General features: G+C 67.8%; 16 protein-coding genes and 1 pseudogene. 11 read left to right on the top strand and 6 right to left on the bottom strand.

Features of this window, described 5'->3' with window-relative positions; translation table 11 throughout:
* The coding region (locus tag G6O54_RS23645; RefSeq protein ID WP_165228726.1) for a PIN domain-containing protein at positions 1 to 319 on the top strand (319 nt) is incomplete at its 5' end.
* Here G6O54_RS23645 and G6O54_RS23640 read toward each other — a convergent pair.
* Positions 308 to 643, bottom strand: a pseudogene (locus G6O54_RS23640) (tyrosine-type recombinase/integrase); the annotation flags it as partial. The gene G6O54_RS23645 and the pseudogene G6O54_RS23640 overlap by 12 nt on opposite strands.
* Before the next feature lie 12 nt (positions 644 to 655).
* On the bottom strand, positions 656 to 1,477 hold the full coding sequence (locus G6O54_RS23635) for a site-specific integrase (protein WP_165228722.1): 822 nt from the start codon (positions 1,475 to 1,477) through the stop codon (positions 656 to 658).
* A gap of 187 nt (positions 1,478 to 1,664) precedes the next feature.
* On the opposite strand from G6O54_RS23635, the gene leuS reads away from it, so the two are divergent.
* The 7 genes from leuS (at position 1,665) to G6O54_RS23600 (ending at position 15,559) form a co-directional block, all read left to right on the top strand.
* The gene (gene leuS, locus G6O54_RS23630) at positions 1,665 to 4,559 is read left to right on the top strand and encodes a leucine--tRNA ligase (RefSeq protein WP_165228720.1); all 2,895 of its coding nucleotides are present in this window, start codon (positions 1,665 to 1,667) and stop codon (positions 4,557 to 4,559) included.
* A gap of 767 nt (positions 4,560 to 5,326) precedes the next feature.
* Positions 5,327 to 6,505 carry a porin gene (locus G6O54_RS39070; protein WP_439650271.1) on the top strand — a complete coding sequence of 393 codons (1,179 nt, stop codon included), beginning with the start codon at positions 5,327 to 5,329 and terminating at the stop codon, positions 6,503 to 6,505.
* A 27-nt stretch (positions 6,506 to 6,532) separates the two neighbouring features.
* Positions 6,533 to 6,952 (top strand): hypothetical protein, encoded by a 420-nt coding sequence (locus tag G6O54_RS23620; protein ID WP_165228716.1) that lies wholly within the window; start codon positions 6,533 to 6,535, stop codon positions 6,950 to 6,952.
* Between the two features lie 129 nt (positions 6,953 to 7,081).
* Positions 7,082 to 9,553: a glycogen/starch/alpha-glucan phosphorylase gene (locus tag G6O54_RS23615; RefSeq protein ID WP_165228714.1), complete on the top strand. Its 2,472-nt coding sequence runs from the start codon at positions 7,082 to 7,084 to the stop codon at positions 9,551 to 9,553.
* Between the two features lie 129 nt (positions 9,554 to 9,682).
* Complete coding sequence (locus tag G6O54_RS23610; protein WP_165228712.1) at positions 9,683 to 11,482, top strand: SGNH/GDSL hydrolase family protein; 1,800 nt, start codon at positions 9,683 to 9,685, stop codon at positions 11,480 to 11,482.
* Between the two features lie 48 nt (positions 11,483 to 11,530).
* The gene (locus G6O54_RS23605) at positions 11,531 to 12,580 is read left to right on the top strand and encodes an EcsC family protein (protein WP_165228710.1); all 1,050 of its coding nucleotides are present in this window, start codon (positions 11,531 to 11,533) and stop codon (positions 12,578 to 12,580) included.
* Positions 12,581 to 12,670: 90 nt separating this feature from the next.
* Positions 12,671 to 15,559 (top strand): Hsp70 family protein, encoded by a 2,889-nt coding sequence (locus G6O54_RS23600; RefSeq protein WP_165228708.1) that lies wholly within the window; start codon positions 12,671 to 12,673, stop codon positions 15,557 to 15,559.
* A gap of 19 nt (positions 15,560 to 15,578) precedes the next feature.
* Here the strand turns inward: G6O54_RS23600 and G6O54_RS23595 are convergent, their stop codons facing one another.
* The 3 genes from G6O54_RS23595 to G6O54_RS23585 form a co-directional block, all read right to left on the bottom strand.
* Positions 15,579 to 16,994 carry a DUF1254 domain-containing protein gene (locus G6O54_RS23595; protein ID WP_205679012.1) on the bottom strand — a complete coding sequence of 472 codons (1,416 nt, stop codon included), beginning with the start codon at positions 16,992 to 16,994 and terminating at the stop codon, positions 15,579 to 15,581.
* A 77-nt stretch (positions 16,995 to 17,071) separates the two neighbouring features.
* Positions 17,072 to 17,968 (bottom strand): bile acid:sodium symporter family protein, encoded by an 897-nt coding sequence (locus G6O54_RS23590; protein WP_165228704.1) that lies wholly within the window; start codon positions 17,966 to 17,968, stop codon positions 17,072 to 17,074.
* Positions 17,969 to 18,158: 190 nt separating this feature from the next.
* Entirely contained in the window at positions 18,159 to 19,730 is a 1,572-nt protein-coding gene (locus G6O54_RS23585; RefSeq protein WP_250847032.1) for a thioredoxin-like domain-containing protein, read from the bottom strand.
* 383 nt (positions 19,731 to 20,113) lie between these two features.
* On the opposite strand from G6O54_RS23585, the gene G6O54_RS23580 reads away from it, so the two are divergent.
* From G6O54_RS23580 to G6O54_RS23570, 3 genes are all read left to right on the top strand, one after another.
* Positions 20,114 to 21,106, top strand: coding sequence for a ribose-phosphate diphosphokinase (locus G6O54_RS23580; RefSeq protein ID WP_165228700.1), 993 nt, complete (start codon positions 20,114 to 20,116; stop codon positions 21,104 to 21,106).
* Positions 21,107 to 21,359: 253 nt separating this feature from the next.
* The gene (locus G6O54_RS23575; protein WP_165228698.1) at positions 21,360 to 22,799 is read left to right on the top strand and encodes a sigma 54-interacting transcriptional regulator; all 1,440 of its coding nucleotides are present in this window, start codon (positions 21,360 to 21,362) and stop codon (positions 22,797 to 22,799) included.
* Between the two features lie 46 nt (positions 22,800 to 22,845).
* The gene (locus G6O54_RS23570; protein WP_165228696.1) at positions 22,846 to 23,985 is read left to right on the top strand and encodes a VWA domain-containing protein; all 1,140 of its coding nucleotides are present in this window, start codon (positions 22,846 to 22,848) and stop codon (positions 23,983 to 23,985) included.
* A gap of 87 nt (positions 23,986 to 24,072) precedes the next feature.
* On the opposite strand, the gene G6O54_RS23565 is transcribed toward G6O54_RS23570, so the two are convergent.
* Positions 24,073 to 25,401 (bottom strand): radical SAM protein, encoded by a 1,329-nt coding sequence (locus G6O54_RS23565; protein WP_165228694.1) that lies wholly within the window; start codon positions 25,399 to 25,401, stop codon positions 24,073 to 24,075.
* Positions 25,402 to 25,409 lie beyond the last annotated feature (8 nt).

Genomic DNA, 25,409 nt, shown 5'->3' with positions numbered 1-25,409 from the left:
CTACATGATGGAGCGATTCTTCTGCACCTCCTTTGACCCTCCAGCCGCACAGGAAGCGGCCATGCTTTGGCAGTATAATCGGCCATTCCTGCGCAACCAACCGAACTCGCGGACAAGCGTCAAGGCGGACGCCATGATCATCGCGGCGGGCAAGGCACAGGGCGTCCGTTATTTCTTCAGCGACGACACTAAGGCTCGACAGATGGCCGAGCGAGCCGGGCTTCAAGCACGTTGCTTGCCTGAAACCGGCTTCAATCTCTTCTCGAAACTGCGGATTGCAGACGAGGACGAAGAAGAGCGTTCGAGGTCACATGCCTAGCCTTGAACAACGGAGAGGATGCGTGGTTAATAGGCCCAGCCGGCAGGCGATAGGCTGTCCGCATGGCGAGGATCGTCGGGCAGACGAGGTCTTTCCCACCTCGGCGGCGGCCTTGAGGTTCTTCGCCGCGTAGATCTCGGTCGTCGGGGCCGAGGAGTGGCCGAGGAAGACCTGGGCGGCCTCAAGGTCGATCTGTTCGCGGATTCTGGTGGCGCCGGCGTGGCGGAGCTGGTTGGGAGACCATCGCGGTAGGCCGGCGAGCTTGCAGGCCTCGGCGATCCTGATGCCGTAGTAGTGGGGCGACATGGGGCGTCCCTGTCGTGTCCGGAAGACGTACTATCCGGCGAAGGCGGGGAGTATGGGGGCGAGCAGGAGCTGGGCACGGGGTCCGATGGGAATGACTCGTTCCTTGCCGCGGTGCTCGGTCTTGTGGTGCTCGGGCCGGTAGAGCCAGACGGCTTCGCGGCGGTCGATGTCCGACGGTCGCATCGTGCAGATCTCACCCGGCCGGCAGGCGAGCAGGAGTTGGAGCCGGACCATCGCGGCCGCGGTGGCGTCCATGTGGACCAACGTGGCCTCGGTCGTCGCGTCGTCGACCGCGACCACCGGGGCGGTCTCCCGGGCCACGGAGCGGCCCTCGGCGAGGGCCTTGACCGCCTTCAGGGCCTGCCAGACATCGGCGGCCACCAGCTCGTTCTCGACCGCCCAGGCGTAGATCCGGACGACGCATCGCGTGTGCCGGTTGCAGTTGGTTCTCGCCAGGCCCGCCTCGATCCACTTGTCCCGGACCGCCTTCAGCTTGAGCGGCGAGAGTTCCCGAGCCGGCAATGCGGCGTACAGACCCCGCAGCCCTCGGAGCGCGGCCTTGACGTTCTTCAGCTCGCTCGTCGGCTTCCCGTCCTTCAGAAAGTAGCCCTCGGCGTGCCGGAGATACGCCACGCCGAGTTCCGCGACCGTGAGTCCCTGGCCCGGGTCGGCCGGCGGGATCGCGGGCTTCCCGGCCATCCATTCCGATATCAGACGCTCATACCGGACCCTCGACTCGGGCGAGCCGAACTTGCCGAGGTAGCGGTCCTTCCGGTCGATCGTGACGACCGCCTGCCCGCTGGGCCTATGGAGACGGTAACTCGGCTGTCTGGTAGGATTGGAGACAGCCATATCGATCTCCCAGGATCGTGGTGGTGAGCGTGGCGTCCGGGCCGCAATCCCGGGCTTCGCCCGCTGATCCTATGTCACCTAATTGGCATCGTCAATCCGGTGGTTACCTACCGAAGTGATACGCGATGCCTGTGACGCAAGAGGCCATGGCGTAATATCTTGCGTCAGAGACGAGAGAGACCGACCGATGCCCGCGTACCACCCGCAGCGAATCGAGCCGAAGTGGCAGGACTACTGGGAGCGGAACGAGACCTTCCGCGCGACCGACTGCGACCGATCCCGGCCCAAGCTCTATATCCTGGACATGTTCCCCTATCCGAGCGGCGCGGGGCTGCACGTGGGGCATCCGGAGGGGTACACGGCGACGGACATCCTCTGCCGGTTCAAGCGGATGCGCGGATTCAACGTCCTCCACCCCATGGGCTGGGACGCCTTCGGCCTGCCGGCGGAGCAGTACGCCGTCCAGACGAACACGCATCCGAGGATCACCACCGAGGCCAACGTCACCACGTTCCGTCGCCAGATCAAGTCCCTGGGGTTCTCCTACGATTGGAGCCGCGAGGTCGATACCACGGATCCGGGCTACTACAAGTGGACCCAGTGGATCTTCCTCAAGCTGTTCGACACCTGGTACGATTCCGGCCACGTCTGGACCGATTCCCAGGGACAGACGCGGACGGGCAAGGGCCGGCCCATCGCGGAGCTGCCCATCCCGCCGGGGACGGCCGATGCCGACGCCTATCGAGACGCCCGCCGGCTCGCTTACCGGGCCGAGGTCCCCGTCAACTGGTGCCCGGCGCTGGGCACCGTCCTGGCCAACGAGGAGGTCATCGACGGCAAGAGCGAGCGCGGCGGGCATCCCGTCGTCCGGATGCCGCTGACCCAGTGGATGCTCCGGATCACGGCCTACGCCGACCGCCTGGTCGAGGACCTGGACGCCGTCGACTGGCCCCGCGCCATCAAGGACATGCAGCGGAACTGGGTGGGCCGCTCCGAGGGGGCCGAGGTCGACTTCCCGATCCTCCTGGACGACGACCTGCTGAGCTGGGAGGTCCGCCGTCAGTCCGAGGGATTCCGCGACGTCCCCTCGCCCGACGTGATCCGGATCTACACGACGCGGCCGGATACCCTCTTCGGCGCGACGTACATGGTGCTGGCGCCCGAGCATCCGCTCGTGGATCGCGTGACGACGCCCGATCATCGCGAGGCCGTCGCCGCGTACCGCGAGCAGGCCAGCCGCAAGAGCGACCTGGACCGGACCGAGCTGGCCAAGACCAAGACCGGGGTCTTCACCGGCGGTTACGCCATCAACCCCGTCACGAACCGGCCGATCCCGATCTGGATCGCCGATTATGTCCTGATGGGGTATGGCACCGGGGCCATCATGGCCGTCCCCGCGCATGATGAGCGCGACTTCGAGTTCGCGCAGGCCTTCAAGCTCCCCATCACGGCCGTGGTCTCGCCCACGGATGCCTGGCTCTCCGCCCATCGGGGCTCGGCATCGCCCGACCTGGACGGCGAGGCCCTCCGCGCGGCCTACCTGGCGGACGCGAGCACGTTCGCGGAGGCCTGGTGCGACGAGGGGACGGCGATCCAGTCCGAGCATTCCGAGTTCTCGCTCAACGGCCTGGCCACCGCCGAGGCCAAGTCCGCCATCACCGCCTGGCTGGACGACCAGGGCCTGGGGCGGAAGGCCGTCAATACGAAACTCCGGGACTGGCTCTTCTCCCGCCAGCGCTACTGGGGCGAGCCGTTCCCGATCGTCCTGGATGAGCACGACCAGGTCCGCCCCGTCCCCGAGTCCGAGCTGCCCGTCCGGCTGCCGGACCTCGAGGACTTCAAGCCGACGGGGAAGCCCGACGGGCCTCTCTCCAAGGCAACGGATTGGATCCGGTACTCGGACAAGCTCCGCCGCGAGATCAACACGATGCCCCAGTGGGCGGGCTCGTGCTGGTATTACCTCCGGTATCTCGATCCGAAGAACGCCGAGCGGCCCTGGGATCCGGAGAAGGAGAAGTACTGGATGCCCGTCGATCTCTACGTCGGCGGGGCCGAGCACGCGGTCTTGCACCTCCTCTATAGCCGGTTCTGGCACAAGGTCCTCTTCGATCGCGGCCTGGTGAACACGCCGGAGCCGTTCCAGAGGCTGGTCAATCAGGGGATGATCCTGGGCGAGATGGAATACACGGCCTACCGCGACGCGGAGGGCCGATGGGTGCCGGCCACCGCCGTCGAGCAGACGCCCGAGGGGCCGATCGTCCGCGGCGAGGTGTCTCGAAAGGTGGTGCTGGTTCGCCTGGCGGAGGAGCAGGTCACGAAGAAAGGGGAGGGTTTCGTCCTGGCGGCAGAGCCGGAAGTTCGCATCGAGGCCCGCGCCCACAAGATGTCAAAGAGCCGGGGGAACGTGATCAATCCCGACGCCGTCGTCTCCGAGTACGGCGCCGATAGCCTCCGGCTCTACGAGATGTTCATGGGCCCGCTCGAGGCCGTGAAACCCTGGAGCATGAAGGGCGTGGAGGGGGTCTACCGGTTCCTCGGCCGCGCCTGGCGGATGATCGCCGATCATGAAGCCGATGAGGTCGGGCTGGATCCGCGAGTGAAGGACGCTCCGCTGTCGCCGCAGCAGGCGAAGCTCGTCGCGCGGACCACGGCCGCGGTGACCGACGACCTGGAGGCGCTCCGGTTCAACACGTCGATCAGCCGGCTGATGGAGTTCGTCAACGCCTTCACGTCGGCCGAGGTGCGGCCGAAGGCGGCCATGGAGACCTTCACGCTGCTGCTCAGTCCCCTGGCCCCCCACCTGGCCGAGGAACTCTGGCAGTTGCTCGGCCACGAGACGACCCTGGCCTACGAGCCCTGGCCCACCTACGATCCGGCGCTCCTGAAGGATGATGAGGTTGAGGTCCCCGTCCAGGTCAACGGCAAGCTCCGTGCCCGCGTGACGGTGCCCGCCGACGCGGACGCCGCGAGCCTGGAAGCCGCCGCCCGGGGCGATGAGCGGGTCGCCTCGCTGCTGGAAGGGAAGACGATCCGCAAGGTCGTCGTGGTCCCGGGAAAGCTCGTCAATTTCGTCGCGAACTGATGAATCGTTTGCGAAGTGCCGATAATGACGAATATATCGGCCTTCTCCGGGACGATTCTCCCTTCACGGTGGTCCATCGACCTCGCCGACGAGGTCGAATCGTCATTTCTCGACCGGGCCGGAGTTCACGGATGAAGTCGTGCGTGTCTGGAGCCCGGCGAGCATCCTGCGCCCTCGCGCTCGTCGTGTCGCTTCTCCCGGCCCGCGGAGCGGCCCTCGGCGACGAGCCGACGGACAACACCACGCTTCAGCAGTTGATGAAGCGGCTTGATTCGCTGGAGGCGCAGAACAAGGAACTTCGCCACAAGCTGGAGAAATCCGCGGCCCCGGCGACGGGCGCGGCGGAGACGAACGACGAGGCGCTCCGCGAACAGGTGCGGCTCCTCCAGCAACGGCTCGATGCGGTCGAGAAGGCCAATCGCGCGGGTGACGCTGCCGACAAGGGAGCCGACAAGCCGGCGACCGGCGTGGACTCGTTGCCGATGGGGGGGAAGTCGATCACGGACTACCTCAACGACGCGGTCGACCAGCGGCTCGGCGAGGTGGAGAAGAAGAAGGCCGCAGACGAGAAGGAGGCCGCCAGGAAGAAGGCGGCAGACGGCATCGTCGTCGGCAAGAACAAGCAGATGGTCGGGACGTGGAATCAGGGCCTGCAGTTCCAGTCCGAGGACGAGGCATTCCGGTTCCATATCGGCGGGCGGGTCGACTTCGACAACGTCTGGTATCAGCCCACGCACGAGAACATGCGGTTCGGCAACGCCAATGACATCCGCCTTCCCGACGGGAGCTCATTCCGCCGGATGCGGCTCCGGGCCGACGGCCGCGTGTATGACTTCGTCGATTTCGTCTTCGAGGTCAACTTCGCCAACCTCCAGGACTTCTCCAACCAGAGCACGGCGGCGACCACGGTGGGGGCCGTCGGTATCACCGACTCGAACCTGATCTTCCACGACATCCCGGTCGTCGGGAACGTGCGGGTGGGCCACTTCCTGCCGCCGATCAGCCTGGAGCACATGACCAGCTCCAACTTCGTCTACTACATGGAGCGCTCGCCGCAGTTCGACGCGTTCGTGAACCGGTTCGACTACGTCAACGGGATCAACTTCTTCGACTCCTATTACAACGATCGGATCACGCTCGCCTCGGCCCTCTTCCGCTCTGGCAGCACGACCATCAACCCGTTCGGCGCCGGTGCCGGCGACGGGGAGTACGGGGTCGCGATCCGCAGCACCGCGCTGCCGATCTACGAGGACAAGGGGCGGAAGCTCGTCCATCTGGGCATGACGGTCATGGAGCGGACGCTCGATAATCACAGCACCTCGCCGGGCGACCGGGCCCTCGTCCGGGCCGGTGCGACGAAGACGGATCTCCCCAACGTGATGCAGACGGGGACCTGGTATTCCCCCTACGGGGAGTATTACCTCGTGCCCGAATTCGCGATGGTCCTCGGCCGACTCTCGTTCTCCGGCGAATACCTCTACACGTTCGCCCCCTCGGCCTACACGGGGATGACCGCGCAATCGGTGCTCTCCGGCCCTCGCGGGATGGTGAGCTACCAGGGCTTCTACGTCGAGTCGGGATACTTCCTCACGGAGGGGGACTATCGCCGATACAACAAGAAGCAGGGGTCGTGGGACCGGACCCAGCCCCTGGAGAATGCCTGGATGATGCGTGGGAAGGACGGCCGGATCAGCTACGGCCGGGGTGCCATGCAGTTGCTGGCCCGGTTCAGTTACCTGGATCTCCATTCCGGCCAGCCGGTGTTGTCGCCGACCGTCGGCGCCCGGGCGGGCATCGAGAACGACGTAACTCTCGGCCTCGCCTGGTACATCAACTCGGAGATGAATTTCCAGGTCAACTACGTTCACACCCAGATCAACTCGGTCCTGAGGAGCGCCAGCGGCAGCTTCGACGGCCTGGGGATCCGGTTCCACTACGACTTCTGAGCGAGGCCGCCGGCCCGGGAAGGTCTCATGAACGCAGCGAAGGGACTCGCGATCGGCCTGGCGGCGCTCGTGATCGCGCAGGGAAGGGGAGGTGCCCTTGCCCAGCCGCCCCACCACCATGCGGCGTCCTCGCCTGCCTGCGCGAGGTGCGTCCCCACGACGTCCACCGAGAAGACCACGGCCTACAATTTCGAGTCGCGCGATACGGTCGTCTGCTACCCGAAGGCTCGATGCTCCTGCCTGCGGTGCGTGTTTCGGTTCCACGCCCATCATGAGGGCTGCGAACCCCGCGTCGTGCCGGTCGTGAAGCGAGTCCTCGTGAAGCACCCCGTGACGGCGGAATCGCGAGAGATGACCCATGAAGGCAGGCTTGATTCGCCGCCGGCCGCTGGTGTGATCACGCCGCCATGCGTGATTCATGGGCCAGGATGCTCCAAACGGCATTGAATGATGCCAGAAATGATCGACTCCATGCCCGTCCGTCGAAGTCACATTGCAAGAGGCCGACCGCGGCGTCGATCATGACGTTCTCCCCAGAACGGGGTATTCGTAAACCGCTCGCCGGGAGGCGCACCAATGTCCGAGCCCAGGGCCGGGGACGATCTGGAACGATACGAGGGGATGTTTCGCTTCCGGGATCAGGATTACTACGATCGTCACCTCGTGTTCGATCACGTCGTCCCTATGGACGGGGCGAACCAGCGGCAGCGGTTCGAGGCCGTGGCGCGGTCGCTACGCGACGTGTTGACCCAGCGCTGGCTGCTCACCAAGGAGACTCACCACCGGCGGAATGCGAAGCAGGTCTATTACCTGTCGATGGAGTTCCTGATCGGCCGCACCCTGCTGAACACGGTGAACAACCTGGGGGTGCGTGGTTACGTCGAGGAGGACCTGCGGTCCGACCCGCATCAGGACTGGGCGGAGCTGCTCGACGCCGAGCCGGACGCGGGGCTGGGCAATGGCGGCCTCGGTCGGCTGGCGGCCTGCTTCATGGACTCGCTGGCGACGCTCGAGATCCCGGCCATCGGCTACGGGCTGAGGTACGAATACGGCATGTTCCGCCAGGAGATCCACGACGGCAGCCAGGTGGAGCAGCCGGACAACTGGCTCATGCACCCGGATCCCTGGGAGGTCGCCCGGACGACGGAGTCGGTCGAGGTCTCGCTCAACTGTTCGTTCGAATTCCAGGGGGGGACCCTCCACCGGCTCCCCGGCCAGCCGATCCACATGCTGGGCATCCCCTACGACCGGCCGGTGGCCGGCCATGGCGGCCGGACCATCAACACGCTCCGCCTCTGGGGGGCCGCGTCGCCGGACTTCTTCGATTTCGGCGAATTCTCCGGCGGCGAGTTCGTGGACGCGGTCCTCTACAAGGTGATGGCGGAGTCGCTCACGCGGGTCCTCTATCCGGACGACTCCACGGCGCGGGGGCGGACTCTCCGCTTCGTCCAGGAGTATTTCCTCGTCGGCTGCTCGCTGGCCGACATCGTGCGGAGGTTCCGCGACCGGGGCAATGCCTGGGCGGACCTCCCGGACAAGGTGGCGATCCAGCTCAACGACACCCACCCCGCCATGGCCGTCGCCGAGCTGATGCGGATCCTCCTGGACGAGGCCCGCCTGGGCTGGGACGAGGCCTGGGACCTGACCGTCCGCACGCTCGCCTACACCAACCACACCCTGCTTCCCGAGGCGCTCGAGAAGTGGCCCGTGGAGATGTTCCAGACCTTCCTGCCACGTCTCATGGACATCATCTACGAGATCAACCATCGCTTCCTCGGCGACGTCCGGGCGAAGTACCCCGGAGACAACTGGGTGCTGTCCCGGGTGAGCCTGATCGAGGAGACGCCGGCCCGGCAGGTGCGGATGGCCAACCTCGCGATCGTGGGGACGCACAGCACCAACGGCGTGGCCCAGATCCACAGCCGACTCCTCCGGGAGGTCACCGTCGCGGACCTCGCCGATATCTTCCCCGGCCGATTCAGCAACAAGACCAACGGCGTGACGCCCCGGCGCTGGCTGCTCCTGGCCAATCCCGACCTGGCCGCCCTGCTGACGGAAGCCCTCGGCGACTCCTGGCCGAGGGATCTCGACCGACTCGCCGAGCTCGGGCCGCTGGCGGAGGATGCCGCCTTCCGCGAGAAGTTCCGCGCCGCCAGGCTGGCCGCCAAGGTCCGCTTCGGCAACTGGCTGAAGCGCGATCTCGACGTCGAAATCGACCCGGAAACCCTCGTCGACACCCAGGTGAAGCGGATTCATGAATACAAGCGTCAGCTCCTCAACGTCCTCCACATCCTGACGGTCTACCATCGCCTGCGGACCGACTCCTCGTTCGATCCCGCACCGCGGACCTATCTGTTCGCCGGCAAGGCCGCGCCGGCCTATCACCTCGCCAAGCGGATCATCCGGCTGATCAACGACGTGGCCGCGGCCGTGAACCGCGACCCGCGGGCGCGGGGCCGCCTTCGCGTCGCCTTCCTGCCGAATTACGGCGTCACGCTCGCCGAGCAGGTCATCCCCGCGACCGACCTCTCCGAGCAGATCTCGACGGCCGGCTACGAGGCGAGCGGGACGAGCAACATGAAATTCATGATGAACGGCGCCCTCACGATCGGCACCCGCGACGGGGCCACGATCGAGATGGGCGAGCGGGCGGGCGAGGAGAACATCTTCTTCTTCGGCCTGACGGCGGCCGAGGTCGCGGCCCGCCGGCCATCCTACGACCCGGGCTGGCACTATCAGAACGAGCCGGAAACGCGCGCGGTCCTGGACATGCTCTCGAGCGACCTGATCAGCCCCGGCGACCCGTCTCGATACGACCTGATCCGCCAGGTGCTCCTCGACCACGGCGACTACTTCATGCACCTGGCGGACCTCGGCAGCTACATCCAGACGCATGATCGTATCGGCAATCTCTGGCGCGAGGACCCCGAGGGCTGGACGCGCAAGTCCATCCTCAATGTCGCCGCCAGCGGCTATTTCTCGTCGGACCGGACCATCGAGGAGTACGCACGCGAGATCTGGGACGTGAAGCCCTGCCCGATCCCGTGAGCCTTCACGTCCCGACGTCCCGAGGGGCTGGGCACCTCGCTTTGGCCAGGACGGCCCGCGACGGGTAGACTGATTCCTTGCGTCCTGCCGCGGCGGGTCATCGGCCGATCCCTCAGCTTGGCGAGTTCCATGGCGAGACTGGTTCGTCTGGCGATCCTTGGTGCCTCGATTGCGCTCCTCATCGTCCTGGTCGTCGCGGCGTGCCACCGGCTCGGCGATCGGATTTCGCCGAGGCAGTCCTGGCAACTCCGGCTCGCCTTCCTTATCGGCCTTGAGATCGTCTATTCGGTCCTCGCGCTGACGCTCCTGGCGGCCGCAGCGGGCTTCGGGGCGGGCGTCTACCGGGCTCGGAAACGGCGGCGACAGTGGCAATGGTTGGCGCGAGGCTTCCTCCTGGCCTCCTCTCTCCTGTTCGCGTTCCTGGTCGGAGAGGCCGTCGCCGCGGCCTGGCGGCCGAGCTCGGCCGCGGCCAACCGAATCCCGGAGGCGTCGTCGTCTCGGATGGGTTCCGACCAGGCATTAACGCTCGAACGGGCGGACGAGGTCCGCTTGCCGACAACACTCCCCGGCCCCGATCCGGGGGCGGCCGCGGAGATCGTGATCCTCGGCGAATCGAGCGCGGCGGGGGTGCCCTATGACTGGTGGCTCTCGCCCGGCAACATGATCGCGTGGCAGCTCGAGGAGCTCATGCCCGGCCGGCGGTTTCATTGCACCATCCTCGCCGAGTCGGGCCAGACCCTGGCCCAGCAGCACCGGGCCCTGACGAGGCTGAAGCGGCGGCCCGACGTGCTGATCGTTTTCGCCGGCCACAATGAATTCTCCGCGAGGCTCGCCTGGTCGCGCGAGGTCGATCATTATCTCGACGCGAAGGTCCCCTCGCTCTGGCAGCGGATCGTGGCCCTGGGCCCGCGGTGCTCGGCCGTCGTCCGCCTGATCCGGGACGAGGCCGACAAGTGCCGCATCGCCCTGCCGCCCCCGCGCGGCGGCTATCGCAACCTGATCGATGTGCCGGCGTTCACGCCGGGCGAGTACCGGGCGATCCTCGGCGACTTCGAACGCCGACTCGAGGCCATCGTCGCGTTCGCGGGGCGGATCGGCACCCTCCCGATCCTGATCGCGCCGGCCGGCAACGACCTGGACTACGAGCCGAACCGCTCCTATCTTCCCCCCGAGACGACCGCCTCCGAGCGGGCCGCGATCGCCCGCGAGTTCCTGTCGATCCGGAGTCTCGAGGCGAGCGATCCGGAGGGGGCCCGCAAGCGATACGAGGCCCTGGTCGCCCGGCAGCCGGGCTTCGCCGAGGCCCAACATCGACTGGCGCGATTGCTCGAGAAGGCGGGCGAATGGGAGGGGGCCTACCAGCACGCGCTGGCGGCCCGCGACCTGGACGGCTACCCCCAGCGGTTGCCGACCGAGTTCCAGCACGCCTACCGTCGGGTCGCGGCCCGACATGGCTGCTCCCTGATCGATGCGCAATCGGTCTTCCACGCGGTCGGCGAGCATGGACTGCTCGACGATCATCTCTTCCACGACGGCCTGCACCCGGCCCTCCGCGGCCAGATCGCCCTGGTCCAGCAGGTCCTCCAGGTGATCCGCGATCGCTCCGCCCTGGGTTGGCCGGCCGGCACCCCCGTCCCGGTGATCGACCCGGCGGCCGTCGCCGCGCACTTCCGGCTGACGCCCTGGTCCTGGGAAAAGGTGTGCAACTTTGGCATCATGTTCTATGACCTGACGGACGGCGTGCGCTACGATTCCTCGGAACGGGCGGCCAAGAGGGACGCGTTCGGCAAGGCGCTCGAGAAGATCAAGGCCGGGGGGAGTCCCCAGTCCACGGGCCTGCCGAACATCGGCGTGCCGCCTCCCGTCCCGATCGTCCCCGAAGCGGCCATTATCCCCGCGGCGGCCGTGATGGGGAGGACAGAGGACTGATCCGTCCCCTCTTCATCGCGAGAGACCCCCACCGTGGAAAAGAGCCCCTTGACGTCGTACGAGGCCGGTCAGGTCGCCGAGATCGCGGCGTGGAAGGCCCGCCGGCCCGGCCTCATCCGTCGGGCGGCCGAGTCGGTGAAGTGGCCGCTGGACCACCTGCTCACGAAGTTCCTGCCGGCGGAGAAGGCGAGCGACCTCTTCAGCAGGGTCTACCGGGCCGCGGACTGGGAGCGCGGGCGGGACAGGTTCCGCCGGGTGCTCGGGCTGGAGGACATCGGCCAGCTCCGCGACGGCCCCCTTGAAAGGTGCGATGGCCTGGTCGTGCGGGTCCGGAACCTGGGCCGCGAGCTGATCACCTCGGAGAGCCTGCTGGCGGGGGCGGGGGGCCTGGCCACGGAGCTGATGGAGCTTCCCGCGGAGATCCTCCTGTCGCTCCGCACGGTCCACCGCGTGGCGGCCTGCTACGGATACGAGCTCGACGCCTCGACGTCGCAGACGCTGATCCTCGCGATCATCGGCCTGTCGCTCCTGGCCGATCCCGAGGAACGCCTGAAGGCCCGCCGGTTGATCCGGGAGATCGAGGAGAAGGACTGTCCCGAAGAAGACGAGCGGGACCTCGAGACGATCGCCGAGCCTCGGATCGAGTGCGAGCTTGCGGGGGATTTCGCCGAGCAGGTGGCCTCGTCGCTCGTCGAGCAGAAGATCGGCGAGGGGATCCCCTTCCTGGGCGCGGCACTCGGCGTGGTCCTCGACAACGAGTTCCTGTCCGGGGTGGAGGAGGCTGCCCAGCGGACCTTCCAGGAACGCTGGCTGCGCGAGCACGCCAAGGTCGACGAGATCGCTCCCGCGGAGACACTCCCCGCGATCCCGCTCCGCGAGCGCGTCTCGCGGGCCGTCTACTCGTCGGGCTACGTCGTGGGCTTCGGCCTCGTCTTCCCGGCCGCCCTGCTGGCGAGGGCCGGCGCCGCCGTCCTCCCGTCGCCGGCTACGGAGGGGCTGGCGGACGGTTCGCGGGCCGCCCGCCGAGACACGGACACGTTTCGGGCCGCGACGATCGCGACCGCCGTTGTCGAGCGATTCGCCCGCGGCGCCCACTGATCGCGGGCGGCCGCGTTCCCGCCGGACCGCGCCGGCCGTATGATGGTTCGATTGTCGGTTGGCGTGGTCGCTCGGCTTGGGAAACGCGGAATGTCACGATCCAGGTATCTTGTGGGGATTGACCTCGGCACCACGAACTGCGCGGTGGCCTACGTCGACACGAAGGGGCGCGAGCGGCCGTCCGCCGACATCCGGATGTTCGACGTGCCCCAGCTCGTGGCGCCGGGCGAGACGGCGCCTCGGAGCATGCTGCCGTCGTTCCTGTACCTCGCGGGGGGGCCGGAGCTGCCGCCGGGCGCGGCCCATCTGCCGTGGAGTGAGGGGGGCGATCGGCTCATCGGCGAATACGCCCGGATCCAGGGCGCCCGCGTCCCATCGCGGCTGGTCAGCAGCGCCAAGAGCTGGCTCTGCCACGGCGGCGTGGATCGCGAGGCGGAGATCCTCCCCTGGGGCTCGCCGCCGGAGGTCCGCAAGGTCTCGCCGGTGGACGCCTCCGCGGCCTACCTGGCGCACATCAGGGACGCGTGGAACTTCACCTTCGCGAAGGACGATCCGACGCGGACGCTCGAGCAGCAGGAGGTGATCCTCACCGTCCCGGCCTCGTTCGACGAGGCGGCCCGCGAGCTGACGGTGGCGTCCGCGAAGCGGGCCGGGCTGACCTCGATCACGCTCCTGGAGGAGCCCCAGGCGGCCTTCTACTGCTGGATCGTCTCGCACCAGGACCGCTGGCAGCGAGAGGTCCGCGCGGGCGAGCTGATCCTGGTCTGCGACATCGGCGGCGGCACGACGGACTTCAGCCTGATCACCGTGGTCGAGACCCCCACCGGCCCGGGATTTCGCCGCGTGGCCGTCGGCGATCACCTCATGCTCGGCGGCGACAACATCGACCTCGCCCTGGCCCATCACGTCGAGAAGAAGCTGGGCGGGACGCGGCTCGACACCGAGCAGTGGAGCGCCCTCCGATTCGCCTGCCGGACCGCCAAGGAGAAGCTCCTGGGGGACGGCAGCGGCGGCGGGGCGGGGGCGACGCCCGACCGCTGGCCGGTCACGATCGCCGGCCGCGGCTCGCGGATCATCGGCGGCAGCATCCAGTCCGAGCTGACCCGCGAGGAGGTCCGCGCGGTTGCCCTGGAAGGCTTCTTCCCCGCGGTCGCCCGCGGCGAGGAGCCGGGGAGGGGGGCCCGGTCCGGACTCCAGGAGTTCGGGCTGCCATTCGTGGCCGATCCGGCCGTGCCTCGGCACGTGGCGGCGTTCCTGCGGCGGCATCGGGCCGAGGCGATCGGGCAGGGGGGCCATCAGCCCGACGACCGCCCGGCGCGGCCGGACGCGATCCTGTTCAACGGCGGGGCGTTGACGCCGGGCATCGTCCGCGATCGGATCGTCGAGGTCATCGCCTCGTGGTTCCCCGACGATCCGGGGCCGGCGTATGCCCCGCGGGTGCTGACGAACGTCTCTTTGGACCTGGCGGTCGCCCAGGGGGCGGCCTATTTCGGGGTCGTCCGCCGCGGCGGCGGGATCCGGATCGGCGGCGGCACGGCCCGATCGTTCTACGTCGGCCTCGACACCGGCCATTCGGATCGCCCCTGGATGTGCGTCGTCCCGCGCGATGCGCAGGAGGGGGACGAGCTGACGATCGCCGGCCACGATTTCGACCTCCTCATGGGCCAGCCCGTCCTCTTCCCGCTGGCGAGCAGCTCCGTCCGGCCCGACGACCGCCCCGGGGACCTCGTCGCCGAGGATCCGGACTCGGTCCGCCCCTTGCCTCCGCTCCAGAGCTTGATGCGGGTCGGCCGCAAGGCGAAGGCCGAGCGCGTCCCCGTGAGCCTGGCCGCGCGCGTGACCGAGGTCGGGACGATCGAACTCTGGTGCCAGTCCCGGACCGACGACCGCCGCTGGCGGCTCCAGATCCAGCTCCGCGGGCCGGCCGCCGAGCCGTCGTCGCGGGCGACCGTCGCCGACGAGGAGACGGACCGGGTGATCATCGAGCAGTCCGAGCTCGACGCCGCCATCGCCGCCATCCGCGACGCCTTCGAGGCACCGGCCTCCGCGGCCAGCTCCGATATCGGCCCGTCCCGGCTGGTGAAGCGGCTCGAGGAGCGGCTGGACGTCCCCCGCGACAAGTGGCCGCCGTCGGCCCTCCGCGCCTGGTGGGACACGGTCCGCGACCGGGCCGAGGCCCGCAACAAGAGCCCCCAGCATGAATCCCGCTGGTTCAACCTCGCCGGCTTCAGCCTCCGCCCGGGGCGAGGCTATCCGCTCGACGACGTCCGCATGAAGGCCCTCTGGCCCGTCTTCCACCAGGGGGTCAAGCACACCAAGGACGTCCAGTGCTGGGCCGAATGGTGGATCCTCTGGCGCCGGGTCGCCGCGGGCCTGGGCCGCCAGCATCACGACGAGATCTACCGTCGGGTTTCTCCGTTCCTCCTTCCCCAGAAGGGGACGAGCCCCTCGAAGAAGGCCGCCCGCCCGAAGCCGGAAACTCACGAGCTCGCCGAGATGTGGCGGGTGGCCGCCAGCCTGGAACGCCTCGAAGCCGAGGTCAAGGAGGCGCTGGGCGGGGCGCTCGTGAAGGACCTCTCGCGATCGCCGTTGCCCGGTCACGTGCTCTGGTGCCTGGGCCGGCTCGGCGCCCGGGTGCCGCTCTACGGCCCGGCGAACACCGTCGTCCACCGGGAGGCCGCGGAGCGATGGCTCGAGGGGCTGCTGCAACGGACGTTCGCACCGGGCCGGGAGACGACGGACGGCCTGTTCGCCCTCGCCCAGATCGCGCGGTTCTCCGGCGACCGATCCCGGGACGTCTCCGATTCCCTCCGCGAGCAGGTCGTCGCCCGCCTGGAGCAACTCGGGGCCGAGGACGCGGACGTGCGCCCGGTCCGCGAGTTCGTCGAGCTCGGCGCCTCGCAGCAGGGCCAGGCCCTCGGGGACAGCCTGCCCGTCGGCCTCAGGATTCGAAGGGATGAGGCGGCGGGCGAGGCCTAGTTGCGGAGCGGGCCGCGGATCACTTCTCCTCCAACTTCACCGCCGGCAGCTTCCACGAGCCGTCGATGATCGACGGGCTTTCCACCCTGGGCCAGTACAACCGCATCATCAGGACGAACTCTCCCTTGGGGGCGGGGAGCCAGTTTGCCTCCCTGTCGGCGCCGGGTGACTCGTTCTGAATGATGAGATCCAGCGAGCCGTCCTGGTTGTATTTCAGTTCGTTTCGCGGGCTGACCGTGTACCTGTTCAACGGATTGTCGACGAAGAAGTAGTCCGCGTCGTACATGGTGATCGACCAGAAGGCGTGGACCGGGGGAGTCTGACCCTTCGGGAAATGCACCGTGTACGTGTTGGCGCCGCTGTACTTCTTGCCGGCGGAGTCGGTCGTCGAGGTGGGATAGACGGCGTCCTGCGGCCGGTTGGCCCCGAGGCCGATGGCGGTGATCAAGGCCCGTTGCAGGTAGTCGGTCCCGTATATCCCGGTCCTGGTCGCGAACATCCAGCCGTTCTCGAGCGTGCCACTCTTCTGGAACTGAGACATGATCCGCGCCTGGCCCGCCCGGGGCACCTGGGCCAGCCCCCTGGCGACGGCGGGATCCAGGCTCGAGACGTCGAAGTCCTTCCCGGGAACGATCCCGAGCGTCGCCAGCTTCTCGACGATGGGGGCGTCCTCCCGTGCCGGCGGGTTGGCCTTCAGGAGGGTCGCCAGCAGCTTGAAGTACGCGCCGGCGTCGAGCTTGTGGACCTGTTCCCGGACCGCCGTCTTCATGTCGACGGCCGGATCGACCGACCCGGCCGGCGGAGTGTACGGCTTGCCGTAGGCGCTGAGCGGCCGGAGGTCGTACTTGTTCATCACCGCGTGGCACGCCTCGTAGTCGGCCGGGGTGCCCGTGCAGTAGGTGCGGCCGAGGATCCAGACCAGGTCTGTCGGGGCCTTCAGCTCCTTCACGCCCTCGGGCAGCTCACCCTTCCAGCCCGGTCCGGTGATCGCGTAGGCCTGGGCCTTGTTGCCCGTGGTTCGCGTGCCGGGGACCTCGAAGACGTCCGTCCAGCCGCTGAGCATTGGCATGAGGAAGTAGCGATCGCCCATGTCCGGCAGGCTCAGGACGTAGGGCTCCTTGCCGAGGTCCAGCCAGGCGGTCGAGTAGAGCGTATCGGCGTTGGGTGCGGTCACGTCGCGGAACTTCGCGTCCGGATACGTGCGGGACAGGTAGAACTGGCCCATCGGGGCGTGATGGTCCGCCGCCACGGCGACGTTGGTCATCACCCGCCGGGTGAACTCCATCGTGACCAGGGGGTAGCCGTAGACGTAGGCCTCGATGCCGATCTCGGAGGACCGCGCCTCGTCAACCTGGGCACGGGCGACCGTCGATGCGCTCGCGATGGCGATCAGCCCGATCCCGAGTACAGCCAGCTTCGTCGTCTGCGTATTCACGGACAGTTCCTCTTGGTGGGGAGACAGGGCCGAAGATCTTGCGGCGGCTTCGACGCCGGATTCACCGTCGGGGTGATTCATGGGACGGCGACTTCCGGGATGTCGTCGCCGTAGAGATCCAGGGATGCTGCGCGGCGCAGGCAGATGGCCCCGAGAAGCAGGATCGGGGCCTGGGCCAGGAAGTAGCCGGTCGCGAAGACGGCGAACTCGATCCGGCCGAGGACCGTGACGGCGACCGCCGTCGCGATTCCGACGTTCCGGACCGCGAAGGCCATTCCCACTGCGATACGTCCCCCGGCCGCGCAGCCGCTGGCCCATCCCGTCGCCCATCCGGCTCCGAAGGCCAGGACGGCCAGCAGCCCCGAGGCGGAAGCGATCTGGGGGAAGGAGCTGGCGAATCGCCCCGACTCCTGCATCAGGACCAGTCCCAGCAGGATGAGCAAGGCCGCGACCCCCAGCCGGAGAAGGATTCGGCCATACCGCTGGGCGATGGTCGGCCGCAGGCGGCGGACGCCCATTCCCGCCAGCACGGGCAAGACCAGCAGGGCCATCAATTGCGCCGCCAGCAAGCCGGGCGGGACGGCCGACCCCGCCGCGGCAAGGTCTCCGATCGGCAAGACGGCCAGCGCCAGCGGCATGGTGATCCCGGCCGCCAGGCACGAGACCGCCGTCAGCGTGACGGCCAGGGCCACGTCGCCTCGGGCCAGATGCACGTAGAGATTGGCCATCGCCCCGCTCGGGCACGATGCGACCAGCATCATCCCTGCCGCGACCACCGGCTGCAGTCCGAGACCGCGCGCCAGCAGCCAGCCGAGGACCGGGAGCAAGACGGCCTGCCCCGCGACCGCCACGCACACGGCCCGGGGCCGGAGCACGACCCGGCCGAAGTCCGCCGTCGTGAGCCCCATGCCCACGATGATCATCGCGGACACGGCGAGGACCGGCACTCCGATATCAACGACCGTCTTGAGCATCGAGCCCTCATGACCCGCGGCCTTCTCCGGCCGAACAACCTGGGCAACGCAAGAACTGATATTGTCAGGTGTTATAGGTCTTCCGGCGGCGAATTTCAATGGCGTCGTGGATGAAGTCAGCCGGCGAGGCGATTGCGACTGGCCTCGTCGCCGGGCGGAGGCGCCTCTTCTGGGGGGGGGCACGCGACGACTATCGGCCCTCCGCGGCCGAGCCTGGCAGATCGAGTGCGAGCGTCCGCACGGCCCGCGTGGGGATGTCGATGACCCGAATCTTGTGATTGTTGGTGTCGGCGACGTAGAGGCGATCGCCCGCGACGGCCAGCCCGCCGGGCTGGTAGAAACGCGCGGGGGCGTCGGCGTCGCCGGGCTTGCCGTCGCCGGCGAACGTCTTCACGATCCGGGTCTTCGGGTCGCACGCCTTGATCTTGTTGTTGTAGGTGTCGGCGATGTAGAGCGTCCCGCCGCCGTAGGCCACGCCCAGGCAATGCTGGAGCCGGACCTTGGGCCCATGGCCGTCCACGTCGCCGAACTGGAAGAGCCCCTCGCCGACGATCCGGCCCACGTGCGGTTTCCTGGCCGCGATCCCGGAAATCGTGCGGATCCCCGAGACCTCGGAGTCGGCGACGAACAGATGCTCGCCATCGGTCGCCAGGCCGCTCGGCTGGGCGAACCGAGCGTCCTCCGGGTCGCCGTCCTGGATGTTCTCATATCCCGATCCGGCCCAGACGCCGATCTTCCCCGCGGCGGGATCCAGGCGCCAGATCTGATGGGGCCCGGCCATCGCGATGTAGAGCAGCGGGGAGCCCGGGATCTCGATGAGGTCCCAGGGGCTCGAGAGTGCGCTCCCGGCGGCGGCCCCCTCATATCGCTCCAGCGGGCTCCTCGGGGCCTGCTTGCCGTCCCCCGAGATCGTGCGGACCTGCTTCTCCTTCAGGTCGACGGCGCGGATCGCGTGGTTCTCCGTGTCGGCCACGTAGAGGAGATCGCCCGACAGGAAGGTCCCCTGCGGCCGGTTGAACCGGGCCTCGCCGAAGCCGCCGTCCTTCAGCCCTTCTTCCCCGGAACCGATCACCAGCGGGGACTTGCCCTCCAGGTCGGTCTGGATGATCCGGTTATGGCCGGTGTCCGTGATGAACAGCCGGTTCCCCTTCGAGTCGGCGTGGACCTTCCCCGGGAAGAGCAGGGGCCCCTTGGCCACCTTGTCCATCTCCGGTGCGAAGGTCAGGCGCTTCCGGTTGATCTGGTCCTTGTAGCGCGCGATCGTCTGGCCGATCGCCTGGTCCAGGTCCTCGAAGGCGATCTCTCCGCCGTGGGCGCCGCCGATCTTGCCTTCGGGCGTGATCAGGACGAGCGTCGGCCAGCTCGAGACGCCGAACCGCTCCCAGATCACCATGTTCGCGTCGTTGACGACCGGATGCTTGATCCGGTACTCGGCCACCTTCCGGCGGATGTTCTCGACGTCGCGCTCGGCGCTGAACTTCCCGGAATGCACGCCGATGACCACGACCTCGTCCTTGTACTTCTCCTCGATCTTCGCCAGGGTCGGCAGGACGTGGTGGCAGTTGATGCAGCAGTACGTCCAGAAGTCCAGGAGCACGACCTTCCCCTTCAGGTCCGAGAGCTTGACCGGATCGGAGTTGATCCAGCCGACGCCCCCCTCGAGGCTCGGCCCCTCGTCCTGGCGGAAAGAGACCAGCCGAAGCGTTCCCGTCGCGTCGTCCGACAAGTTGTGGCGGGTAGAGAAGATGCGAAGACCTGTCATGGCTCCGACGAGGCCAAGAATCAACACCGACGTCGCGAGTGGGAGCAAGGCGTGATGAGCTTGGCGGCGGGTCATGTTGGGGTCCTGGTCCTGGCGGGTGGACAATGAGTGAGACACAAGGGCAATCCATCGAGGGGATTGTAAACGGCCGCGAGCAAAAGAGGAGTGGGGGACCTTGGCGATCGTAACGTGGCGGGGTCGAGTGCTCGAGGCAGATGACGTTGCCTCCGCTGGCGAGCCGCGGAGGCGGCTGTTAAGATATGGAGAGGCCGATGGCAGTCGGCCGGCCGCGTCCATGGTCGGGCGCGAGGAGATCCAGAGAGTCCTCCGACGCGTTGCTTCTGAGATTCCCCCCACCGATCATCAGGGCTATCACCGTGGCCATGGACAAGTCCTTGATCTGCTACGACGATGCGACCAAGCGGACCGACCCCTACGGCGAGCTGAAGATCTTCGGCGGCAGCGCCAGCGGAAACCTCGCGGGCGCCATCTGCGGGCACCTGGGGGCCGACCTTGCCCGGTCCGAGACCAAGGTCTTCAGCGAGGGGAACGTCTTCGTCCGCGTGCTGGAGAACGTCCGCGGGCGTGACGTCTTCGTCATCCAGGGGACGGATCATCCGGTCAACGACAACTTCATGGAGCTGCTCTTCTGGATCGACGCCTTCAAGCGAGCCAGCGCGACCCAGGTGACGGCCGTCATCCCCTTCTTCTCGTACGCGAAGGGGGACAAGAAGGATGAGCCGCGGGTCTCGATCCGGGCCCGTGTCTGCGCCGATTGCATCGAGGCCGCGGGCGCCGACCGGGTGCTGACCATGGACCTGCACAGCCCCCAGATCCAGGGGTTCTTCAAGATCCCGGTCGACCATCTCTACGCCATGCCGGTGCTCGTCGACTACTTCCGCGAGAAGGAAATCCCCGACCTGGTCGTCGCGTCGCCGGATGTCGGCTTCGGCAAGCAGGCGTACAAGTTCGCCGAGATGATCCAGTCGCCCGTCGTCTTCGGCAACAAGGTCCGTCGCGGCCACGACGAGCACGCGGAGATGCTCGACATCGTCGGCGACGTCCGCGGCAAGAACGTCCTGATCGTGGACGACTTCACCATCTCCGGCGGGACGCTCATCGAGATGGCCGTCGCCTGCAAGGAGCGCGGCTGCAAGGACGTCTACGCGTGCGTCTCCCACGGCGTCTTCTCGCCGGGCTCGGCGGCCAAGATCGCCCGCAGCCCCATCAAGGAGCTGGTCTTCACCGACACCATCGAGCATCGCTTCGAGCCGCTCCCGCCCTGCTGCAAGGTCGTTAGCGTCGCCAGCCTCTTCGCCGACGCCATCATGTCCATCCACCGCCGCGAAAGCGTCAGCCGCCTGTTCAATTACTGAGCGGTCCGAGGCGATCTCGGACCTCATGGGCGCGGGGTGCTCGGCGTGCAATCCGCCGCTCGCCCCGGGCGAGCCTCCGGCACGGGACCACGTCGACCCCCGCGATCCCCGTCCGATGCTGCGCCCAAAAAGACTCTCTATTGCGCTTGTTTGCATGATTTGATCTCGTTGACTTCACGCGGCTCCGGGCCTAGCATGAGAAGGTCCGGGGGTGCGTTGAGGATGGCGGGGCACATCGGGGAGGCAGGCGCTTATGGACGGGGAGAGAGCCGGGACGCTGGGCGAACTGCGAGGGACCGGCTACAAGGTCGTCCCCGTGAAGGAGGAGATGCGGCGGAATCTCGTCCGGAAATTGAGGGCGGGAGAGCCTCTCTTCCCGGACATCCTGGGCTATGAAGATACGGTCGTCCCGCAGATCCAGAATGCGATCCTCTCCAAGCACGACATGCTCTTCCTGGGCCTTCGCGGCCAGGCCAAGACGCGGATGCTCCGGCAGCTCGTCCACCTCCTGGACGACGCCATCCCGATCGTCGCCGGCTCGGAGGTCAACGACAACCCCTTCCATCCGATCTCCCGGTTCGCGCTCGATCTCGTGGCCGAGAAGGGGGATGCGACGCCCATCGAGTGGATCGGCCCGGACCGTCGCTACCACGAGAAGCTGGCGACGCCCGACGTGACGATCGCCGACCTTGTGGGCGAGGTCGACATGATCAAGCACGCGGAGGGGCGTTATCTCTCCAGCGACCTGACGATGCACTTCGGGATGATCCCGCGCACGAACCGCGGCATCTTCTGCATCAACGAATTGCCGGACCTCGCCCCCAAGATCCAGGTCGGCCTGTTCAACGTGCTGGAGGAGCGGGACATCCAGATTCGCGGCTATCCGATCCGGCTCGAGCTCGACGTCTGCATGGTCTTCTCGGCCAACCCCGAGGACTACACCAATCGCGGGCGGATCGTGACCCCGCTCAAGGACCGGATCGGCTCGGTCGTCCGGACCCATTATCCGCTGACCCGCGAGATCGGCATCGCGATCAGCGATCAGAACGCCTGGCTCGACCGCGCGGGGGACGGTTCGGCCGGCGCGATGGCGATCCCCGCCTACATCAAGGAGGTGGTCGAGGAGGCCTCGCGGCTGGCGCGGACCTCCCCGCACGTCAATCAGCAGTCGGGCGTCTCGGTCCGGATGTCGATCGCCAACCTCGAGAACGTGATTTCGAACGCGGAGCGGCGGGCGCTCCTCCACGGTGAGGCGTGCATCGTCCCCAGGATCTCCGACCTGGCCCATGCCGCGGCGAGCTCCCGCGGCAAGCTCGAGCTGACCATGAACGAGGACGAAGGGCACGAGGACAAGCTGATCCATCGGATCCTCGACGAGGCCGTGAAGAACATCTTCGGCGCCCATTTCGATGTCCGCGAGCTCCGGCCGATCGTCGAGCACTTCGAGTCCGGCCAGCACATCGAGCTCGGCGACATGCTCCCCACCGGGGCCGTCCTCGAACGGCTCGGACGCGTCCCGGGCCTGAAGAAGCGGGCCGAGGAGGTCGCCTCGAAGCTCCTCCCGGAACTGAAGGACCGGGCCGCCCGCGAGGCGGCCGCCGCCAGCGCCGGCGAGTTCCTGCTCGAGGGCCTGCACGTCCACAACAAGCTGAACAAGGCCGTCAAGACCGGCGGGACGACCTACCGCCGTTGAACGCGGCCGGTCGCATCGACTCGGCCCGGGCCGGGAGGAGCCAGGAATGTCCGTCTTCGAGTATTCCCGCTGGGACGGCCAGGAGTTCCGGCCCCAGTCCGCCGACGAGGTCTTCGAGAAGCTGTCCGAGTACATCCTCCAGCACGGCGACGACGTCCTCCGCCAGCTCGACGACGTGGACGAGGACGAGCTCCCGGAGCTGATCCAGCTCATCGAGAAGGAAGGGCTCATCGAGCGCGACGAGGAGGGGAAATACCGCGTCTCGCCGAAGGGCATCCGGCGGATCCAGGACCGGGCACTCACCGACCTCTTCCAGACGTTCCGTCGCGACGCGCTCGGCCGCCATGACAGCCAGCAGAAGGGCGAGGGGACCGTCCGCCTGGAGGACACGCGGCCGTATGTCTACGGCGATTCGCTCGCCAACCTCAACATGCACGAGACGCTCAAGAACGCCTACGTCCGCCAGGGGGGGGGCGTCCCGATCCGGCTCCGGCACGAGGACTATGTCGTCCACGAGACCGAGTTCCAGAGCCGCTGCGCCACGGTCGTCCTGATCGACATGAGCGGGTCGATGGGGCGTTACGGCAAGTACCACACGACCAAGAAGGTCGCCATTGCCCTCCAGGCGATGGTCCGGGCGCAGTATCCGCAGGACTCGATCGAGATGATCGGCTTCTACTCCTTCGCCAGCCCGATGACGGAGCGGCAGCTCCTGAACTCGGCGCCCAAGCCGGTCAGCCTCTGGGACAGCCGGGTCCACCTCCGATATGACCTCGACAACCTGCCGGGCCGGGTCCCGCAGCACTTCACGAACATCCACGCCGGGTTGAGGCTGGCCCGCAGCCGCCTGATGCGCCACGCCGCCGGCAACAAGCAGATCATCGTCATCACCGATGGGGAGCCCACCGCCCACCTCGAGGGCCGCGAGGTCGTCCTGATCTATCCGCCCGCGGAGAAGACGGCCGCCCACACGCTCAACGAGGCCAGGCACTGCGCGAATGCCGGCATCCGGATCTCGAGCTTCGCCCTGATCGAGGATTACTTCTACCTGGGGTTGGTGAATTTCGTCCAGGAGATGGCCAGGGTCACCGGTGGCGTGGCGGCCTACTCCTCGACCGAAGACCTCGGCCAGTTCGTCTTCGAGAGCTTCATCGGTGGTCGGCACACCCGGCGATCCTCGAGATGACCGGCCGCGGGGCGGAGACTCTTGCAGGACCCGACTCGGTCCGGCGACGGGATGAGCCCGGGCGGAGAAAGCGCCGCCCTGGACCGCTCAGGCCCAGTGCTTGTCGGCGGAGTAGACCAGGACCTTCGCCCCGCGCTCGCGAAGCGGGGCCAGCGCGTCCCTGAGGCGATCCCGGGCCGCCGGGGTTCCCTCGCCGCGGCCGATCGAAGCGCCTCTCTCATCGAGGTCCATCACGTCCGACGAATCCAGGATGAAGACGTTCTCGGACCGGCCCAACTCAAGCGACCTGACGAGGTCGGTCGTCCGCGCGAGGTGCTCCTGCTGGCGGTCCGACCCGCCGGCGTCGGCCAGGGTCAGGACGCTGAGGCGGATCCCGGCGGCTCGAAGGTCGTCCACGAAGGATCGCAGGTCCTCGTCGGTCCAGGCCGCGCCCAGTCGCTCCCTGACCACCGGATCGCCGGAGGCGATCCCCAGGCTGAGGCTGGTGAGGTGCCTGCCGCGGAAGGCTCGCAAGGCGTCGCGCGAGGGGCGGGGCGCGTCGAAGCGATCCACGAACGCATGAATTCCCTGGAGCCGCGGGGGCGTGCCGGCGCCTCCGCGAGCGGCCGGGCCGCCGTCCGTCCCGATCGGCAGGATGTCCGCCACGGCCTCGAGGTACGCCTCCACCCAGCGGGGCTCCTGAAGGATCGCCCCATTGCCGCCAAGGAAGGCGATCCGTGATTGCTCGAGACGGCCCCCGAGCAGGCTCTTGACGTCCCCCAGGTGCCCGCGGAACTCCTCGGGCGTCCGGACGCGGTGAGCGGCGTGAGGCCCTCGACCGAACGCCCCGCCGGGCGCATTTCCGTAGGTGGCCTGCAAGATGATGGCATGCTGACAATCGGGCGGGAGGAGCGGGAGCGGCCCGTAGGTTGCCTTGCACCGGTCGCGATGGGCGTCCCAGGAGTCGTCATCCCAGTCGGCGATTCGCTCCAGGAACGTGAACAACTCGCCCGATTCGAGCGGCCGAGCCCTGCCGTCCGGCGGCGCCTCGTGGCGGAATCGTCCCGACCTCAGTTCGGCGAGGAGCTCCAGGGCCATGGTCCGCACGCGACGATCCATCGCCCGGACCTCGGAGCCGTCGAGCCGGCGGCGGCGAAGGACCATGTTCGACCCCTCACGCACGCGGTCGACGGCCTGCGTCGAGGTGTCGAGGGCCTTCAGGTAATGGATGTCCTCGACGAACGCCCGCTGCCATCGGCCTTCCAGGTCGAAGTGGTAGATGGGCTCGTCGCCGAAATAGAGAGAGAAGGACCCCTTCTTGAATCCCGCGAACACCAGGCCGGACGAATCGCCGCGGGCCAGTCCGATGCGGCTGACGTAGAGGGCTCCGGTCTGAAGCAGGCAGGACGCCTCGGTCGGTATGGTCGGATCGGTCAAGGATCCTC

The organism is Aquisphaera insulae (assembly GCF_011064615.1).
Lineage (GTDB): Bacteria > Planctomycetota > Planctomycetia > Isosphaerales > Isosphaeraceae > Aquisphaera > Aquisphaera insulae.
This window is presented reverse-complemented; position numbering and strand designations above follow the sequence as displayed.

What these genes read in the sequence shown, in the direction of transcription:
- G6O54_RS23635 (WP_165228722.1), bottom strand. Translation starts at nt 1,477, where the DNA reads ATGGCTGTCTCCAATCCTACCAGACAGCCGAGTTACCGTCTCCATAGG.
- leuS (WP_165228720.1), top strand. Translation starts at nt 1,665, where the DNA reads ATGCCCGCGTACCACCCGCAGCGAATCGAGCCGAAGTGGCAGGACTAC.
- G6O54_RS23620 (WP_165228716.1), top strand. Translation starts at nt 6,533, where the DNA reads ATGAACGCAGCGAAGGGACTCGCGATCGGCCTGGCGGCGCTCGTGATC.
- G6O54_RS23615 (WP_165228714.1), top strand. Translation starts at nt 7,082, where the DNA reads ATGTCCGAGCCCAGGGCCGGGGACGATCTGGAACGATACGAGGGGATG.
- G6O54_RS23610 (WP_165228712.1), top strand. Translation starts at nt 9,683, where the DNA reads ATGGCGAGACTGGTTCGTCTGGCGATCCTTGGTGCCTCGATTGCGCTC.
- G6O54_RS23600 (WP_165228708.1), top strand. Translation starts at nt 12,671, where the DNA reads ATGTCACGATCCAGGTATCTTGTGGGGATTGACCTCGGCACCACGAAC.
- G6O54_RS23590 (WP_165228704.1), bottom strand. Translation starts at nt 17,968, where the DNA reads ATGCTCAAGACGGTCGTTGATATCGGAGTGCCGGTCCTCGCCGTGTCC.
- G6O54_RS23585 (WP_250847032.1), bottom strand. Translation starts at nt 19,730, where the DNA reads ATGACAGGTCTTCGCATCTTCTCTACCCGCCACAACTTGTCGGACGAC.
- G6O54_RS23580 (WP_165228700.1), top strand. Translation starts at nt 20,114, where the DNA reads ATGGACAAGTCCTTGATCTGCTACGACGATGCGACCAAGCGGACCGAC.
- G6O54_RS23575 (WP_165228698.1), top strand. Translation starts at nt 21,360, where the DNA reads ATGGACGGGGAGAGAGCCGGGACGCTGGGCGAACTGCGAGGGACCGGC.
- G6O54_RS23570 (WP_165228696.1), top strand. Translation starts at nt 22,846, where the DNA reads ATGTCCGTCTTCGAGTATTCCCGCTGGGACGGCCAGGAGTTCCGGCCC.